The 16,630-nt window shown below is 60.5% G+C and carries 13 protein-coding genes; 4 read left to right on the top strand and 9 right to left on the bottom strand.

Annotated elements, in window-relative coordinates:
* Positions 1–3: 3 nt before the first annotated feature.
* Both NZ740_05190 and NZ740_05195 read left to right on the top strand, forming a co-directional pair.
* Positions 4–936: a GDP-mannose 4,6-dehydratase gene (locus NZ740_05190; GenBank protein ID MCS6771403.1), complete on the top strand. Its 933-nt coding sequence runs from the start codon at positions 4–6 to the stop codon at positions 934–936.
* Complete coding sequence (locus tag NZ740_05195; protein MCS6771404.1) at positions 933–1,838, top strand: nucleotidyltransferase; 906 nt, start codon at positions 933–935, stop codon at positions 1,836–1,838. Before NZ740_05190 ends, NZ740_05195 begins: the two co-directional genes overlap by 4 nt.
* Here the strand turns inward: NZ740_05195 and NZ740_05200 are convergent.
* On the bottom strand, positions 1,824–2,357 hold the full coding sequence (locus NZ740_05200; GenBank protein MCS6771405.1) for a type 1 glutamine amidotransferase: 534 nt from the start codon (positions 2,355–2,357) through the stop codon (positions 1,824–1,826). The two genes, NZ740_05195 and NZ740_05200, sit on opposite strands and share 15 nt — an antisense overlap.
* Positions 2,358–2,520: 163 nt before the next feature.
* On the opposite strand from NZ740_05200, the gene NZ740_05205 reads away from it, so the two are divergent.
* Together NZ740_05205 and NZ740_05210 are read left to right on the top strand one after the other, a co-directional pair.
* Positions 2,521–3,444 (top strand): alpha/beta fold hydrolase, encoded by a 924-nt coding sequence (locus tag NZ740_05205; protein MCS6771406.1) that lies wholly within the window; start codon positions 2,521–2,523, stop codon positions 3,442–3,444.
* Entirely contained in the window at positions 3,441–6,830 is a 3,390-nt protein-coding gene (locus NZ740_05210; protein ID MCS6771407.1) for an MFS transporter, read from the top strand. Before NZ740_05205 ends, NZ740_05210 begins: the two co-directional genes overlap by 4 nt.
* Before the next feature lie 224 nt (positions 6,831–7,054).
* Here the strand turns inward: NZ740_05210 and NZ740_05215 are convergent, their stop codons facing one another.
* The 8 genes from NZ740_05215 to NZ740_05250 form a co-directional block, all read right to left on the bottom strand.
* A complete protein-coding gene (locus tag NZ740_05215; protein ID MCS6771408.1) occupies positions 7,055–7,918 on the bottom strand; it encodes a histidinol-phosphatase HisJ family protein in 864 nt (287 codons plus the stop codon).
* Positions 7,919–7,960: 42 nt separating this feature from the next.
* Positions 7,961–8,650, bottom strand: a complete 690-nt coding sequence (phoU, locus tag NZ740_05220) for a phosphate signaling complex protein PhoU (protein MCS6771409.1) — start codon at positions 8,648–8,650, stop codon at positions 7,961–7,963.
* A gap of 46 nt (positions 8,651–8,696) precedes the next feature.
* Positions 8,697–9,470: a phosphate ABC transporter ATP-binding protein PstB gene (gene pstB / locus NZ740_05225; GenBank protein MCS6771410.1), complete on the bottom strand. Its 774-nt coding sequence runs from the start codon at positions 9,468–9,470 to the stop codon at positions 8,697–8,699.
* A 3-nt stretch (positions 9,471–9,473) separates the two neighbouring features.
* Entirely contained in the window at positions 9,474–11,042 is a 1,569-nt protein-coding gene (gene pstA, locus NZ740_05230; GenBank protein MCS6771411.1) for a phosphate ABC transporter permease PstA, read from the bottom strand.
* Between the two features lie 70 nt (positions 11,043–11,112).
* Positions 11,113–13,380 carry an ABC transporter permease subunit gene (locus NZ740_05235; protein MCS6771412.1) on the bottom strand — a complete coding sequence of 756 codons (2,268 nt, stop codon included), beginning with the start codon at positions 13,378–13,380 and terminating at the stop codon, positions 11,113–11,115.
* Positions 13,381–13,426: 46 nt separating this feature from the next.
* Positions 13,427–14,398, bottom strand: coding sequence for a phosphate ABC transporter substrate-binding protein (locus NZ740_05240; protein ID MCS6771413.1), 972 nt, complete (start codon positions 14,396–14,398; stop codon positions 13,427–13,429).
* A gap of 48 nt (positions 14,399–14,446) precedes the next feature.
* On the bottom strand, positions 14,447–15,133 hold the full coding sequence (locus NZ740_05245; GenBank protein ID MCS6771414.1) for a response regulator transcription factor: 687 nt from the start codon (positions 15,131–15,133) through the stop codon (positions 14,447–14,449).
* Between the two features lie 71 nt (positions 15,134–15,204).
* A complete protein-coding gene (locus NZ740_05250; protein MCS6771415.1) occupies positions 15,205–16,629 on the bottom strand; it encodes a DNA photolyase family protein in 1,425 nt (474 codons plus the stop codon).
* Position 16,630: the final 1 nt, after the last annotated feature.

Consider the following 16,630-nt stretch of genomic DNA (forward strand, 5'->3'; position numbering starts at 1 on the left):
TGTATGTCGGACGATTTGATTCTCGTCACGGGTGGGGCAGGGTTCATCGGTTCTCATTTGGCAGAGGCTCTCGTGGGCGCCGGTTATCGCGTACGAGTGGCCGACGACCTGTCCAGCGGCCGGCTCGAGAATCTTGCCGCAGTGATGAACCGCATCGAGTTTCTTCGCACCGACATCTCGAGCTTTGCCAACGCGGCCGCGGCTTGCCTGGGTTGCCGGGTCGTTTTCCATCTGGCGTCTCTCGTCTCCGTCGCTCAATCGGTGAGCAATCCTTTGGAGAGCCATCGGCGCACCGCCGAAACCACTCTCAACGTGTTAGAGGCCGCACGGCATCGCGGGGTACAGCGCGTCATTGTGGCGAGCACGGCCGCGGTCTACGGCAACACGCCGGACCTCCCCAAGCGAGAGGACATGAAACCAAACCCTGCGTCACCCTATGCGGCGGCCAAACTTACGGCCGAAGCCTACGCGCAGGTCTACGCGCACCTATATGGGCTTCAAACGCTTTCCCTGCGGTTCTTCAACGTTTATGGCCCGAGGCAGGATCCGAACTCGCCATACAGCGGCGTCATCTCACGGTTTGTCCGCGCGTACCGACAGGGCGCATCCCTCACCGTTTTCGGCGATGGGCGTCAGACGCGCGATTTTGTTAGCGTCCGGGATGTGGTGGCGGGCCTGGTGGCCGCCATGCAAACCCCGGTGGCGGATGGCTCGGTGATTAATCTCGCCACAGGCCAAGAAACCGACTTGTTGACGCTAATCGACCTTCTGGCCAGAATCGCTGGGAAACGGATGCCGACCGAGTTTCAGCCGGCTCGCCCGGGCGATGTTCGGCGATCGGTTGCGGATGTTTCCCGGGCCAAAGAAATATTGGGATTTGAAGCAAAAGTGAACTTGGAGGTCGGTCTCCGCCAGCTTTGGGAGTCGGATGAATGAAACCTGCGCTTGTTGTCATGGCTGCCGGAATGGGGAGCCGCTATGGCGGGCTAAAACAAATCGATCCCGTGGGTCCCCATGGTGAAATCGTCATTGAATACAGCGTGTATGATGCGCTGCGGGCCGGATTCGGCCGTGTGGTCTTCATCATCCGTCGGGATATAGAGGCCCCTTTTCGGGCGGTGATTGACCGCGCAATCTCCCGCAACGCCCGCGTCGATTATGCTTTCCAGGAACTGGGCGATTTACCGGCCGGTTTCAGGCCGCCGCCGGAACGGACGAAACCCTGGGGCACCGGACACGCCATTTTATCAGTCAGACAGATTGTCCATGAGCCGTTCGCCGTCATCAACGCGGACGACTTCTATGGGCGCGAGGCCTTCCACGCGATGGCGCAGCCCCTCACGCAAGCTTCAGCCGATTCCACGGAGTTTTACCTCGCGGGATATCGCTTGTCGGAGACGCTGTCGGAGCACGGTGCGGTTTCTCGCGGCATTTGCGAGGTCGATGACCACGGATTCCTTCGGCGAGTGGTCGAGCGGACGCATATTGAAAAGCGGAATGGCAAGATCGTCGCGCAAACGGAAAAGGGACTGGAACCCATTTCGCCCGATACAACCGTATCGATGAACTTTTGGGGATTTACCCCGGCTCTGTTTCCTCACCTTGAGCGGGTTTTCGTGGATTTTTTGCGCGCGAATAGCCAAAGCCCGAAGGCAGAGCTGGCGATTCCGACGATCATCGACGGCCTCGTCGCTGAGGGCGTCGTCCGCGTGCGGGTTGTTCCTACGACGGCGCGCTGGCTCGGAATGACCTATCCGGAAGACAAACCGGTGGTCCGGGACGGGATTGCTGCGAGGATCCGATCCGGCGAGTATCCCTCGCCGCTATGGGGTGGATGATATCGGTTCGCCCTTGAGGGCTCGGACCAATGCGGCGGCAAATACGGGCAGGTCGACCGGCGTTCGCGAGCTGATCAGGTTTTCATCGACCACTAGCGGAGCGTCGATCCAGATGGCGCCCGCGTTCTGCATGTCGTCGCGGATGCCGACCGTGCTGGTGGCGCGCCGGCCCCGCAAGATATCCGCGGAAATCAGGATCCACCCCGCGTGGCAGATAAACGCGATGGGCCGCTTCGCCCGGTGCAAGACGCGCACCACATTCAGCACTGTGGGATCGCGCCGCAACTTGTCCGGGGCAAAGCCGCCCGGGACCAGCAGGGCGTCATAAATCAAGGGTTCCTCCACGTCTCCGATATCGATATCCGCCCGGCACGGATACCCGTGCTTTCCCTTATACACGGTGCCGGCCTTGGGTCCCGCCACGATGACTTTCCAACCCTCTTCCTCGAGCCGAAGTTTGGGATACCAGAGCTCGAGGTCTTCGTACAAATCGTCAACAAAAGAGAGAATCGTTTTCATCGACAGATCTTGGTTCAGCAAAAATTACCCTCACAAACGCTTCTTGGCGAATAGATTTCTCGCCTCAGGTCCCACTGAATCGAGGGTGATCGAAAAACTTCGCTCGTTCCGAAGACGGTATGATAGGAAACCGCCAGCTCACCCTGAAACGCGTGATACTCCCATGTTGATGAAATTTTTGTTTGCCGGCCTTGCCTCGGCCCTTACGGCCCGGGCAGCCTACCCGGCGTGGACGCGAATGCGCGCTGCGCAGCGCGAACGCGCCACGGCCTGGCGTCCCGACGGTGTGCGTGTCGGTGCGGCGCCATTTGAGCTGGGTGAGGGGCGGGTCGCGATCCTTTGCATCCACGGTTTCGCCTCGAGTCCCTCCGTTTTCTCCCACATGGCCACAGAACTCGCACAGCGGGGCTATGCCGTTCGCGCCATGCGGCTGCCTGGATTTGGCGAACGGCTGGAGCGGATGCTTCGAGTCGATGAATCGGATTGGCAGCGTACACTTGCCGACGAAGTCCGAGACCTTCGCCGGACGCATGACACGGTCTGGCTGATGGGACACTCGATGGGCGCCACCCTGGCCTTGGACCTAGCACAAACGGACCGGCAAGCGGTGGACGGGCTGGCGCTTATCGCGCCGTTGATTCAAGTCTCGACGCGCCGAAGCCTCGGACTTCCGCCCGAGACCCTGTTTGCCGTCGCCGAAAAGATTCTGACACCGGATACGATACTCGGAACTGCATTCCCTGTGGATCTTCATGCGAAAAAAGAAGGCGTGGCGGAAGACCGCGACCGTTTCCTGCCGATGTCTATGTATTCGGCCATGTTCCGGTTGACGCGGCGTGTCCGGTCGCGTCCGACCGAATTGAATATACCGACATTAATTGTCGTCCCCGGATCTGACAAGGTCGTCAGTCGTCGTGCTTGCCTGAAATTTTATGAAGATCTGCGAGCGCCTCGCAAGAAACTGGTGCATGCACCGAACGCGGGGCACGTTATACCCTTGGACTACGGATGGCAGGAGATTGTGCGCTCCGTGGTAGAATTTGTGGAAGCAGCGGAAGCCCCAACCACAGGAGGACCGCCCAAATGATCCGTCGGTTTGGCAAATCGTTCGCCTGGCTGAATGCGACCCAGTTTCTCGGCGCGATGAACGACAACATATTCAAATTGCTGTCGTTCTTTTACGTAATTCGACTGCTCGGGGAAGAACGGGCCAGCGAATGGGTCGCGCTTGGAGGAGCCATTTTCGTCATTCCCTTCCTGCTGTTCACGCCCGCCGCCGGTGCCCTCGCCGATCGATTCAGCAAACGATCGATCACCGTATTCGTCAAAGTGTTGGAAATTGCCGTGATGGCGCTTGCGGTTGCGGCCTTCCATGCGAAATGGGCACCTGGCGCCTACATCGTGCTGTTCTTGATGTCGACCCAGAGCGCGCTGTTCGGGCCGAGCAAATACGGCATCATTCCCGAACTGGTTCCCCGCGATCAGCTCTCCGCCGCGAACGGCACGATCATCATGTTCACATATGTCGCGATCATTTGCGGCACTGCCTTGGGCCCTTGGCTGGGCGAGATCTTCCGCGACCGCCTCGTGTACGCGGCCCTCGTCTGTGTAGGGATCGCTATAGCCGGCACGATCGCCTCCCTTGGGATCGAAAAAACACCACCCGCGGGCAGGAAATCCGCGCCCTCCTTGTTTGTTGTGGACGATGTCTGGCGCACGATGGCCTCCATACGGCGCGACACCGAACTCGTGATGGCGATTCTTGCCTCGGCCTACTTTTCGCTGATTGGTTCATACACGCAACTGAACCTGATCCCGTTCGGCATGACTCACTTGAAGCTCACGGAAGCGCAGTCGGGGTATCTCTTCTTCTTCGCGGCTGTCGGGATCGGAGCGGGAGCCTGGCTGGCCGGAAGATTGTCGGGTCGCCGTGTGGAATTTGGTATTGTTCCGGCGGGGGCACTGCTCTTGGCGGGCACGACCCTTGTGATTGGCCTGGATACTCTTCCGCTCGACGGCATCCGGGCCATGATTTTCCTCGCCGGCGTCGGCGCCGGCTTGTTTCTGATTCCGCTTGAAGCGTTTGTGCAATTCCGTGCCCCGCGGGCACAACTCGGTTCCATACTGGCGGCGAACAGCTTCTTGAGCTGGATCGGCGTGCTCCTCGGTTCCGCACTCGTCTACATCTTCAACGTGGCGCTCGGCCTGCCGCCGGCTCGGGGGTTTGCGATTATGGGTGCTGCCACGATCGTTCTCGGCCTGTTGTCGGTCGCCATCCTGCCGGAATTTGGCGTGCGTTTTGCGACACTGCTGTTCACGCGGCTTCGTTACCGCGTACGCGCGGTTGGCGCAGATTCCATTCCGCCGCATGGGGGGGCGATCCTCATCTCAAACCATGCGTCCCGCCTAGATCCGTTCCTGATTCTTACCTCGCAGTCCCGCCGTATCCTCTTCGTTCTCCCCCGGTCCGCGTACGAGGCCAGTCCGTTCCGGTCCTGGTTGCGTGCTCTGCGAGCGGTTCCGCTCGGGTCGGGCGACCCTCCCGAAACTTTTGCGGCCGTGGAGAAAAAGGCGCTCCGCACACTCGAGTCTGGCGGCTTGGTCTGTCTGTTCGCGGACGACTCCACTCTCGGGAAAGGCCCATCCTGGAACGGCCGCCCATTCGTAGAACAACTAGCGGTCCGCTCGCGCGTTCCAATCATCCCGGTTTACATCAGCGGGATGTGGAATACTCCGCACAGTTACTTTCGCGATTCCCGCCTGCTCGAATGGCCGGATCGCGGCTGGCGGCGTCATGTCGCGGTGGCCTTCGGTCGAGCGATGACTCCTCCCTGCACGGCGCCGCAAATCCGGAATGCCCTGATGGAGACATCCTGCGAGGCGGCGGCAACCCGGAAGCCGCTGCATCGCTCCCTTGCCGAGCTGTTCATCCGCATGGCGCGGCGAAACCGATCCAAACGCGCGCTCGACGATACTGCGGGACGCTCGATCACGCTAGGGGAGGCGCTGATCGGCGCCATCGCTCTCGCTCGTGTGCTGCGCCGGCCCCTCGCTTCCCAGCAAAATGTCGGGGTTCTGCTGCCGCCCAGCGTCGGCGGCTTTCTCGTGAATGTTGCGCTGGCGCTGTTGCGGAAAACCTCTGTCAACCTCAACTTCACGGCCTCTGCGGAGGCGTTCAATTCGGCAATCGAACAGGCGGGGCTTCGAACCATCATCACGGCGCGGGCCTTCGTGGAGAAATTTCCGCAATTTGCGAATTTGCCCGGCCTCGTCTTCGCCGAGGATTTGCGCGCACAAATCGGAACCGCTCAGAAAATCCGAGCCGCCCTTGTCGCGCTTGCCGCGCCGGTCTGCGCGATCACCCCCCTGCGCCGCGCCTCGCCGGACGATGTAGCGACCATCATTTTCTCCTCCGGCACAACCGGCGCGCCAAAAGGGATCATGCTGACCCATCATAACATAGCCGCGAATATCGAGTCCTTTTCCCTCGTGCTGCGACCGACTTGCGAAGACCGCCTCTGCGCGTCGCTCCCGCTGTTCCATTCCTTCGGCTTTACCTGCGGACTCTGGTTCCCCGCCGTATCCGGAATCTCGACCAGCTATCACGTGAGCCCATTGGACGCCGCGAAAATCGTCGAGGTCGTCCGCGAGCGGAAATGCACCGCCCTCTTTGCCACACCGACATTCCTCGCCTCCTACATGAAAAAAGCCAACCCGGAGGACTTCCGGACCCTCCGAGTCGTTATCACCGGTGCGGAAAAACTTAAGGCCCGGCTCGCCGATGAATTCGAGGCGAAATTCGGACTCCGGCCCATCGAAGGCTACGGTACAACGGAACTTGCGCCCGTCGCCACGTTGAGCCTGCCAGATGTCGACATTGACGGGGTCTACCGGGGCACCCGAAAGGACGGCTCCGTCGGGCAGCCGGTTCCGGGCGTAGTCGCCCGCGTTGTGGACCCCGACACGGGGCATCCGCTCGGGTTCGGCGAGCCCGGCCTTCTCCTCATCAAGGGTCCGAACGTGATGAAGGGCTACCTCGATCGGCCTGAACTAACGGCCCAGGCTATCGTCGAGGGTTGGTACAAAACCGGCGATATGGCGCGCATCGACGAAGAGGGCTACGTGTTCATCACTGATCGCCTCGCGCGCTTCAGCAAGATCGGCGGCGAAATGGTGCCGCATCTCGCGATTGAAGAGGTCTATCTGCGCGCGCTCAACGCCACCGACGCCGTTCTCGCTGTCGCGTCGATCCCGTGCGAACGAAAGGGCGAACGGCTTGTGGTGCTCTATTTGGACGCGGCGGGGGATGCGGAAACGCTGCACCGGATCATGATGTCCAGCAACCTACCGAACCTGTGGCGCCCTTCGCGCGATTCGTATTTCCGCATCGACGCGCTTCCAATGACGGGCAGCGGGAAGCTCGACGTAAAAGAGCTACGCCGCATGGCGGCACGGCTGGCCGCAGGGTCTTGACCGCAAGCCGCGCCGGCGAAGGGTCTGCCCGCGCGGCGGAGCGGCAACGAGGAGAGCCGCTGCAGATTTTCCATTCCATGGAAAAATTAGAGGCCCGGCCTTCCATGCGATGGAATTTACATAGCATGGAAATTTGGGGTCCAATGATTCAGTTGTGCAGAGCAGCGCGGCAAAGGGGAGCCGATACAGAGGCGAAATGGAAATGAGGGTTCGCGTTGATGCAGTCAGCCGCTCGACGTTTCGGCGGCCGGTGAGGCGGGTGAGGCAGGGGCTTGCGGCAGAGGGATTTCTCTAAAGCGGCGCCGTTCGTAGATGCGTGAGGTGGTGAAGCCGGCCGTCCGCGCGAGGGAGACGGCGGCAAGAAAGCCTTCGCCCACTCGGATAGGCAGGTGGGCGTCGGATCCGAACGTAAGCCCGATGCCTCGCTCCCGCGCCCAGGAGAGCAGGGCGAGCGAAGGGTACATCTCGCCGGCGAGATGGCGGGCACCAGAGGTATTGATTTCGATGGCCATGCCGGCGGCGGCGATCCGGTCAAGGGCGGGCAGGGCAAATTGTTTCAGCTTTTCGATGGGCAGTGTTGGCAGGAACCGTTTCGGAAGGTCCAGGTGCGCGACGACGTCATACAATCGCGTGTCGGCCAGCTCACCAATCCTTTGAAAATATAGGCGCCAGGTCTCCAAAGGGTCGAAGCCATCGGCAAGCCCGCGCGGTTCTGTCGGGTGCCCCCAATAATTGAGGAAATGGACTGAGCCGAGAACGATGTCGAACGGGTGTCGCTCGAGGAAGGGGGCAAGGAATCGAACGCACCCGCGGTAGTAGTCCGCTTCGATGCCGAGCAGGACCGGCACCGGCGAATCGCGCTTGGCCCGACCGACCATGTCCAGGTAGTCGCCGAACTGGGCGAGCTCCATCCGGTGGTCGATGCCGAAACCGTCGTCGGTCGGCCCGTGGTCGGTGATGGCGATTTGCGGCACGCCCGCGGCAGCGGCGGCGCGGGCGTACTCAAGGGGATCCCCCTCGGCGTGTTTGCAGAGAGGGGTATGCATGTGATAGTCGGGCGGCAGCGTACGGAGCGCGTCAATGGACATGACCCGACGATGATAAGGGACGAGGGATGGCCGCGCAATCGATCAGGCGGAGGGTGCCGGCGCTTGTGCTCGAAGGAATCGCGAGCGGTGCCGCACAATGTCGCCCTCGATCATGTAGATCACGTCCTTTGAAATGTTGGTTGCGTGGTCGGCGATGCGTTCGAGGGTTCGCGAGATCGACGTCAGGGCGAGAAGACTGCGGAGCTCGTTTGGGCGGGCGGCCAGATCCTCCTCGACCTCGTCGAGCAGCTTGCGGTTGAGATTGTCGACGGTGTCGTCGGAAAGCCAGATTTCCCGGGCGAGCTGGGCATCCTGGTTGATCAGGGCGTCGAGGCTGCGGCTGACCATGTGGAGGGCGGCATCGGCGAGCGTTTTCAAGTCGTAGTCCCGGGTAAGCGGGGGCCGCTGGGCGAGCACGATGGCCCGCTCGGCGATATTGACGGCGAGGTCGCCGATTCGCTCGAGGTCATGGTTGATTTTGATCATAGCCACGACGAAGCGGAGGTCGTTGGCGACCGGCTGATAAAGCGCGAGAATCTTGAGGCATTCCTCCTCGACGGCGACCTCCTGGCGATCAATCTCGTGGTCAGCCTCGATAACCTTCCGGGCGAGAGGTTCGTTGCGCTCCCGGGCCGATTTGACCGCCAGACGCAGGTTCTCCTCCACCATGGCGGCCATGGTCAGGCTCAGCTTCTTGAGGTTTTGCAACTCGCGCATCAAATGAATAGCCATGGTATTTCTCCCGAGGCGGCGGACGGCTTTTGAGCGAGTCGCGCTCTCATCCGAACCTGCCGGTGATGTAATCCTGGGTCTGCGGATTGGCGGGTTTTCGGAAAAGCTGGTCCGTCGGCCCGTACTCCACCAACTTTCCCTCATAAAAGAACGCCGTCCAGTCGGAAACGCGCGCCGCCTGCTGCATGTTGTGGGTGACGATGATGATCGTATAGTCTTGGCGGAGCTCGGCAATCAGGTCCTCGATTCGGGACGTTGACCGAGGGTCAAGCGCCGAACACGGCTCGTCCATTAGGATGACGTCGGGATTGACCGCAATGCAGCGCGCAATGCAGAGCCGCTGCATCTGGCCGCCAGAAAGCTGGAGCGCCGAGGTGTGGAGGCGATCCTTGACCTCGTCCCACAGCGCGGCCTTGCGAAGACACCGCTCGACGACCTCGTCCAGGATGGAGCGGCTGTTAACGCCGGCGATGCGGAGCCCGTAGACGACATTTTCGTAAATCGATTTGGGGAAGGGATTCGATTTTTGGAACACCATGCCGACACGGCGGCGCAGGGCGATGACATCGAGGTGGGGCGAATTGATCTCCATGCCGTCCAGGCGGATCGAGCCCTCCATCCGGATGCCGTCGATTAGGTCGTTCATGCGATTGAAGCAGCGCAGCAGGGTGGATTTGCCGCAGCCGGAGGGTCCAATGAATGCGGTGCACTGCCGCCGCGGGATCGGGAGGTTGATTTGGAAGAGGGCCTGATGGCTTCCGTAGAAAAAATTGAGGTCCCGCACGTCGAGCACAATGTCGGAAGGAGGCGGTTGTTCCATGGCTCAAAAGGCTCCCGTGGCGTATTTCCGGCGCAGTCGCTCACGAATGATGATAGCGCCTAGGTTCAGGATAATCACAAGGGCGATCAGGAAAAGGGTTGTGCCGAACACCATCGGGCGTGCGGCATCCGAATCCGGGGATTGGAAGCCGAGGTCATAGATATGGAAGCCAAGGTGCATGAATTTGCGGTCGAGGTGAATGAACGGGAAGATGCCGTCGATCGGTAGGGTGGGGGCTAACTTGACCACGCCGACGAGCATCAGCGGCGCGACCTCCCCTGCGCCGCGCGCCATCGCCAGCACGAGGCCGGTCATGATACCCGGCGCGGCGGCGGGCAGGACGACGCGATAGATGGTCTGCCATTTGGACGCGCCCAGCGCTAGCGAGCCTTCCCGCGTTCCGCGGGGTACAGCGGCTAGCGCCTCCTCCGTGGCGACAATGACCACCGGAACGGTCATCAGCGCAAGCGTGAGAGATGCCCACAAAATGCCCCCGGTTCCGAACGTAGGGGTCGGCAGTGCGGAAGAATAAAACAGCCGGTCGATCGTTCCACCCGCCAGATACACGAAAAATCCAAGGCCGAAGACGCCAAAGACAATGGACGGCACGCCGGCGAGGTTGTTCACAGAGATGCGCACAGCGCGGGTGAGCAGGGTTTGCCGGGCATATTCCCGCAGGTAGATCGCAGCGAGGACGCCAAACGGCATGACTGCGATGCTCATCAGCACGGTCATCACAAACGTGCCGAAAATGGCCGGGAAGATACCCCCCTCGGTATTCGCCTCACGCGGCTCATCCGTCAGGAAATCGAAGAGATTCTGCGCGAATAACCAGGTCTTTTGCGCGAAGCTCATCCGGTTGGGGAAATGGACCTTGACGAGCTGACCGAGCGAAATGGACCGCTCCTCGCCGGTGAAGAGGCGATAGACCAACTCGCCGCGATCCAACTGGGCGCGAAGCTCGAGGGCACGGGCGGCCAGTTCCCGATGTCGTTCGCGAAGATCGGCTTCGCGGCGGCGGAGCTCTTCGTCGGAGAGGTCCGAATCCCGCGCCAGCCGCTTGAGCTCGTGGTTGATTCGGCCGATCTGGATTTTTTCGACGGTTCGCAATGTTTTGCGAAGAGCCTTCACGCGTTCCAGTTCGAGGCTGAGCGTATCGTCGAAAGCCGGATCTTCGGCTCCGATGCGCTGCCCACCAGGCCGTACGATCGCGAGAGGTATTCCGATGGCATTTCCGTATTCCATCCGTTCGATCACCATCGCCTCGAGCGGAAAGCGCTTGGCGAGGATGTCGCGAATGGGCACGTATCGGAATCCCATGCCATACACGTCCTTGTTGCCGATCTGGAGGTGCCATTCGCGTTCGGCTTCTCGGCCGTCTGGCTGAGGGATCATGCGATCCCTCGTGCGAACAACGATGCCGCCAAGCTGGGTCTGGCCGCGGACTGCCGCCGGACTCGATGGGGAAATCTCGATTTCGACAACCGGTTTCGGCCAGAAACTTCGGATCCCGTTATACGAGATGAGCAGCAGCAGGCCGAGGACCATCATCAATCCGAGCGCGAGCCCCATAGAGGTCAGCCAGACGCCGGTTTCGCCGGCGACGCGGAATTGTCTGTTGGCGGGATGGGGCTTCACGGGGCTAGATCGCCTTAAACTTTTCCCGAAGGTGATGCCGCAACAATTCGGCCAGTGTGTTGAGCAGGAAGGTCATCAGAAAGAGGAGCATCGCGCCGAGAAAGAGCGCCCGATACAGCGTGCTGTTGTGCGGTGCTTCCGGCAGTTCGACCGCGATGTTGGCGGACAGGGTGCGCATGCCGGAAAAGATGTTGAAATCCATGATCGGCGTGTTGCCTGTTGCCATCAGCACGATCATGGTTTCGCCAACCGCACGGCCGAAGCCGATCATCAGGGCCGAAAAGATTCCCGCGGAGGCCGTGGGCAGCACGACTTTCACCGCCGTTTGCCAACGGCTGGCGCCCAAGGCGAGGGAGGCGGAGCGGAAGGCCGGAGGTACATTGGAGAGGGAATCTTCGGCGATCGTAAAAATTATCGGGATCACCGCGAATCCCATCATGAATCCGACGACCAGTGAGTTTCGCTGTTCAAAGGGCAATCCGACGGTCTGGATCCACCAGAGGCGGAAATCGGCAATCGACACACCCGTGGAGGGGTCGCGCGCCACAAAGAGGATCGATTCGAGAAACGGCCCCGCCTGCCATGCCACATACCCGACGGCGGCGAGAAGGGGTGCGATGTAGAGGAATTCATAACCAGTGCGGACAAAACGCCGCGCGCGGGCTGGGAGACGGTTCCACAGCGCGCCAACCGCGCAGGCCGTGAGGGGTAGGGCGATGAGCATCAACAGGACTGATGGCACCCGCTGTTCGAGCAGCGGCGCCAGCCAAAGGGCAGCGAGAAAGCCGAGAATGACCGATGGCAGCGAGGCCATGATCTCCATCGTCGGTTTGATGAGGCGTCGAATGTCGGGGTGAGCGAACTGGGACGTGTAAAGGGCCGCGAGCAACGCGAGGGGAGTCGAAAACAGCATCGCATAGACGGTGCCCTTGATGGTGCCCAGAAGCAGAGGCACCATCGACAATTTAGGCTCGAAATCGTCAGTAGCTCCTGTGCTCTGCCAGGCAAAGGCCGGCTCCGGAGCGCCCTCATACCAAATTTTGCCAAAAAAAGCCCGCAATCCCGCCTCGGGGTGGGGGTCATCGAGGGTGAACCGGTGCAGCCGAGCAGAAGCGTCTAGCAGCCATATGGAATCATATTTGGAGCCGAGAAAGGCGAGTCTCACCTCAAAGGGGAGATCGGCCTCCCATCGGATTCGCTCCGTGGTTGCAAAACGTAGCGATGCCCGGTTTTCCCCTGACAGCAGGAAGGCCTTGTTGCGCAGGCTCTTTGCATAGGCCGAAGGTTGAGCGCCGAGCGAGGGGAATTGTTTGGTCAGGCCGAACCGGCGCCCTGCAGAGCCTTGTTCGTACAGGCTGTAAATTTTGTTTTCACCGTGCGTATCGGCCACGACCACCGAATCGTCGCCAAACAAGAATTCGACCACAGCGATGGATCCCGTTCCGCTGTCGCCGGCAAATGGCGTAAACGTCTGGCGGAGCGCAAGGTCATGTACCTCTCGGGCGAAATATTTGATGGTGCCGTCAGATAGCGCGAGGATAAGGCCGTCTGCGCGTTCGTTGACCATTAACCGCAGAGGTTCACTGGAGAGCTCCCGGGTCAGATCCCAAGTGCGAGTGAGAGTCCAGTTTCCGGCGCCGACGAGCGTTCGACGCTGCGTCAACAGTGCGGCGGTCAGCCGGTATTCTCCATCAATCCGTTGCAGGGCAGCAGCCAGACGATGGCCGCCCAAACCGTCAAGATCGCCAAGTAGGATGGGGTGGCTAGGGACGCCGAGGGGTACGGAGAGGGTGATCCGCGGCTCGGCGAGCACGGTACGTCTGTCGCCCTCGAAACGAGTGGAATAACCAATCTCGATCACATGAAGGGTCCCGCGATCCGTTCCGAGGACCAATTCCTGCCGTTTCGGATGGTAAAAGACAGACGAGATTTTTTCACCGGCCGGCAAGGGCAGAGGTCGCTCCTCGATCGCGCCGTTCTCTACTGTTCGAATGAATAGCAAGCGGCCGTCGCGGGTGAGCGCAAAAGGATACTCCGACCATTCGTCCGCGCCCATGGCGATGTAGTCGCCGGGCGGCAGCGCCCATGAGGCGTCCGGAACTACTTTGGCGGGTTGAAAGAGAGGCCAGATCTGCCAAAAGATGAACAGGAAGATTGCCAGAACAGCAGTGATGATGCTCAAGCCGCCGATTTTGATCACATAATACATGACCCGATCCGTCCAGAGTACGGAAGGGGCGATTTCATAGCCTCGGGCCGGCTTGTCGGGCATCGTTAGAGCGTCCGGGACGCCTCGATCGCTCCGTGGGTTATCGCGATTATTCAAGCTTGCGGAGCTCTTCTTGAACGATTTCGGCCGGCAGCGGATAGTATCCGTCCTTGACAACCACTTCCTGGCCAGCCCGCGAAAGGACATATCGTAGAAATTCACCGGTCAACTTATCAATCGGCTGGCCCGGCTTCTTGTTCACGTAAATGACCAAGAACCGCGCGAGGGGATAATCGCCGCTCAAACAATTTTCGGGGGTTGCTTCAAACAGAGCATCCTCCGAAAGACCGATAGGCAGCGCTCGAACGCCGGCGCTTGCATAGCCGATACCTGAGTAGCCGAGCGCGTAAAGATCGCCAGCGACGCCGAGGATCACGGAAGATGAACCGGGCTGCTCCTTCACCGTGGGCCGGAAATCGCCTTTCGCCAGCGCATGCTCCTTGAAAAATCCGTACGTGCCGGAGGCGCTGTTTCGGCCGTACAATGAGATGGGACGGTTGGCCCAGTCGCCGGATAGCCCGAGCTGACCCCAGGTTGTGATGTCGGGACCGCCCAATTTTCGCGTGGTGGAAAAGATGCTGTCGATCTGCTGCATCGTGAGGCCCTTGATGGGGTTGTCCTTGTGCGCGAAGACGGCCAGCGCGTCGATCGCAACGCGTATTTCGGTTGGTTTATAACCATAACGGGCCTCGAACGCATCGATCTCAGAGGACTTCATCGGGCGGCTCATCGGGCCCAGTTGCGCCGTTCCTTCAATCAGGGCGGGCGGGGCAGTGGAAGATCCCTTGCCCTCGATTTGAATCACCACGTTCGGATACTGGGCGCGAAACCCTTCCGCCCACAGAGTCATTAGATTGTTGAGCGTGTCCGAACCGATGCTGTTGAGGTTCCCAGCCACGCCTTCCACGCGCTCATATAGCGGCAGGCGTTCATCGACTGTGGGCGGGACTGCCGCGTAGGAGGCGGCGAGAAGAGAGGCGATCCCCAGAATTCGACAAACGAGGATTTGGACTCTTTTCACGATTGGTTTCTCCTTCCGGTCCATGACAGCGGCGTCGGCACCGTCGGGTTACTCGCGAAACCGATAGCCGACGCCGCGAACGGTCTCGATGTATTCTCCGGCGGGACCGAGTTTTCGTCGGAGGCCGACGATCTGCACGTCAACCGAGCGGTCCGTTACGGCGTAATCCTCGCCGCGAACCGCATCGACGATCTGCTGCCGTGTATACACCCAGCCGGGCCTGCGGGCGAGAAATTGAAGCACCCGAAATTCAGTGAAGGTCAGGTCAATTCGCTTGCCCTTGAGCAGCACTTCATGCCGCCCAGGGTGAATGACGAGATCGTGCACGTGGATCGGAGATTGATCGTCGGGGACATCTCGGGATTTTCGCCGAAGAACATTCCGGATCCGAGCCACGAGCACCCGGGGGCTGAAAGGTTTCGTGATGTAATCGTCCGCGCCGACCTCGAGGCCTGTGACGATGTCCGTTTCCTCGCCCTTGGCCGTCAGCATGACGATCGGAATGTGGCGCGTCTTTGGCTCCCCGCGCAGGTTTCGACAGACCTGCAGCCCGTCGATGCCGGGCAACATCAGATCGAGAAGAATCAGGTCGGGGGTTGACTTCCGGGCCGCCTCCAGCGCCGCCTCACCCGAAGCGATCACTTGAACGGTGTATCCCTCCTTCCCCAAATGGAAGGATACGAGTTCCTGGATGTCCTCGTCGTCCTCGATCAACAGGATGCGCTTTTTGGCCATGCACAGGACTCCCGATTGCCATCTAAGGTCGAAAAGATGTGTTAGCAAATTGTGAGAAGCCGGTGAGCGTTTTACTGAGCGCGTCGAATGGCGTCAAATGCGGCCAGCGCGACGTCGCGGGCGCTGGCATGGTCGACGAGGGGCCGGGGATAATCGCGGCCGAGCTCAATACCAAATTGACGCAGTGTGGCGTCGGGTAGCTCGGGCACTCGGTGGATCATAGGGGAGGGTAGCGATGCCAATTCTGGAACCCACCGACGGACGTACTCGCCGTCAGGATCGAATTTCTCCCCCTGCAGGATGGGGTTGAAAATCCGAAAGTAGGGCGCAGCATCCGCGCCGCAGCCCGCCGTCCATTGCCATCCCAATGTGTTGTTCGCCAAATCCGCATCGACCAAAGTGTCCCAGAACCATTCCGCTCCGCGCTGCCAGGGAACAAGAAGGTCTTTGACGAGGAAAGAGGCGACAATCATGCGCACCCGATTGTGCATCCAGCCGGTGTGCCAGAGTTCTCTCATTCCTGCGTCGACGATTGGGTAGCCCGTTCGCCCCTTTTGCCACGCCTTCAGAGCGGCGGGATTTTCGCGCCAGGGAAAGGACCTGAATTCAGGCCGGAGCGGCTCTGTGGCAGTGTATGGGAAATGGAAAAGCAGATGATGAGCAAATTCCCGCCAGATCAGTTGCCTCAAATAGGATTCGGCAGAGCCGCCGGGATGGGCTTTGCGGATGGCCCACCACATCATGCGCGGGCTAATCTCACCGAAGTGAAGGTGGGGCGACAAACGCGACGTGCTTTCAAGGTCGGGGCGGTCGCGGTCGACCTTGTAAGCCGGCGCCTTGGGTGAAAATGACTCGAGCCGTCGAAGGGCGCCGGTCTCGCCCGGCTGCCAAGACTGGGCCATGCCGTGATACCAAGGAATTCGAGGCAAAAGACCGAGATCCGCGATGGTCAGAGAATCGACGGGCGGACAGGAAGGGAGTTCGCGGGGTGCCGGCAACGGGGTGGAGGGGTCGCCGATTTCCTGGCAGGCCCGATAAAAGGGCGTAAACACCTGATAGGGTTTGCCGGAGGACGTTTGGATGGTCCACGGTTCGTGCAAAAGGGAAGCATTGAAGGATCGGGCGTCGATGCCACGGGCGCGAAGATGGCTTTTGATCTGCTTGTCCCGCTCAATCACAGCGGGCTCATAGAGACGACTCCAATAAATCGCTGACGCGCCCGTCTCACGGATCAACTTGTCCAGAGCCTCGAGGGAAGGACCTCGGCGAATGACCAGTCGGCTGCCGAGCTCGCGCAAGGAAGCGTCGAAGGCAGTAAGGCTCTCGTGGAGCCACCATTTGGAGGCGCTGCCGGGCGGCCAGGGAGATTCCTCGTCCGGCGCCCAGATGAAGACCGGTACAATAGAACCGCCGCGCTTCAGCGCGGCACTAAGGGCCTCATGATCATGGAGCCGCAGATCGCGTCGAAACCAAACAATGGTTGCGGCAGTGGCCATT

The sequence above is a fragment of the Kiritimatiellia bacterium genome, from assembly GCA_025054615.1.
Taxonomy (GTDB): domain Bacteria; phylum Verrucomicrobiota; class Kiritimatiellia; order CAIVKH01; family CAIVKH01; genus JANWZO01.

What these genes read in the sequence shown, in the direction of transcription:
- NZ740_05190 (MCS6771403.1), top strand. Translation starts at nt 4, where the DNA reads ATGTCGGACGATTTGATTCTCGTCACGGGTGGGGCAGGGTTCATCGGT.
- NZ740_05195 (MCS6771404.1), top strand. Translation starts at nt 933, where the DNA reads ATGAAACCTGCGCTTGTTGTCATGGCTGCCGGAATGGGGAGCCGCTAT.
- NZ740_05200 (MCS6771405.1), bottom strand. Translation starts at nt 2,357, where the DNA reads ATGAAAACGATTCTCTCTTTTGTTGACGATTTGTACGAAGACCTCGAG.
- NZ740_05205 (MCS6771406.1), top strand. Translation starts at nt 2,521, where the DNA reads ATGTTGATGAAATTTTTGTTTGCCGGCCTTGCCTCGGCCCTTACGGCC.
- NZ740_05210 (MCS6771407.1), top strand. Translation starts at nt 3,441, where the DNA reads ATGATCCGTCGGTTTGGCAAATCGTTCGCCTGGCTGAATGCGACCCAG.
- NZ740_05215 (MCS6771408.1), bottom strand. Translation starts at nt 7,918, where the DNA reads ATGTCCATTGACGCGCTCCGTACGCTGCCGCCCGACTATCACATGCAT.
- phoU (MCS6771409.1), bottom strand. Translation starts at nt 8,650, where the DNA reads ATGGCTATTCATTTGATGCGCGAGTTGCAAAACCTCAAGAAGCTGAGC.
- pstB (MCS6771410.1), bottom strand. Translation starts at nt 9,470, where the DNA reads ATGGAACAACCGCCTCCTTCCGACATTGTGCTCGACGTGCGGGACCTC.
- pstA (MCS6771411.1), bottom strand. Translation starts at nt 11,042, where the DNA reads ATGGGGCTCGCGCTCGGATTGATGATGGTCCTCGGCCTGCTGCTGCTC.
- NZ740_05235 (MCS6771412.1), bottom strand. Translation starts at nt 13,380, where the DNA reads ATGCCCGACAAGCCGGCCCGAGGCTATGAAATCGCCCCTTCCGTACTC.
- NZ740_05245 (MCS6771414.1), bottom strand. Translation starts at nt 15,133, where the DNA reads ATGGCCAAAAAGCGCATCCTGTTGATCGAGGACGACGAGGACATCCAG.
- NZ740_05250 (MCS6771415.1), bottom strand. Translation starts at nt 16,629, where the DNA reads ATGGCCACTGCCGCAACCATTGTTTGGTTTCGACGCGATCTGCGGCTC.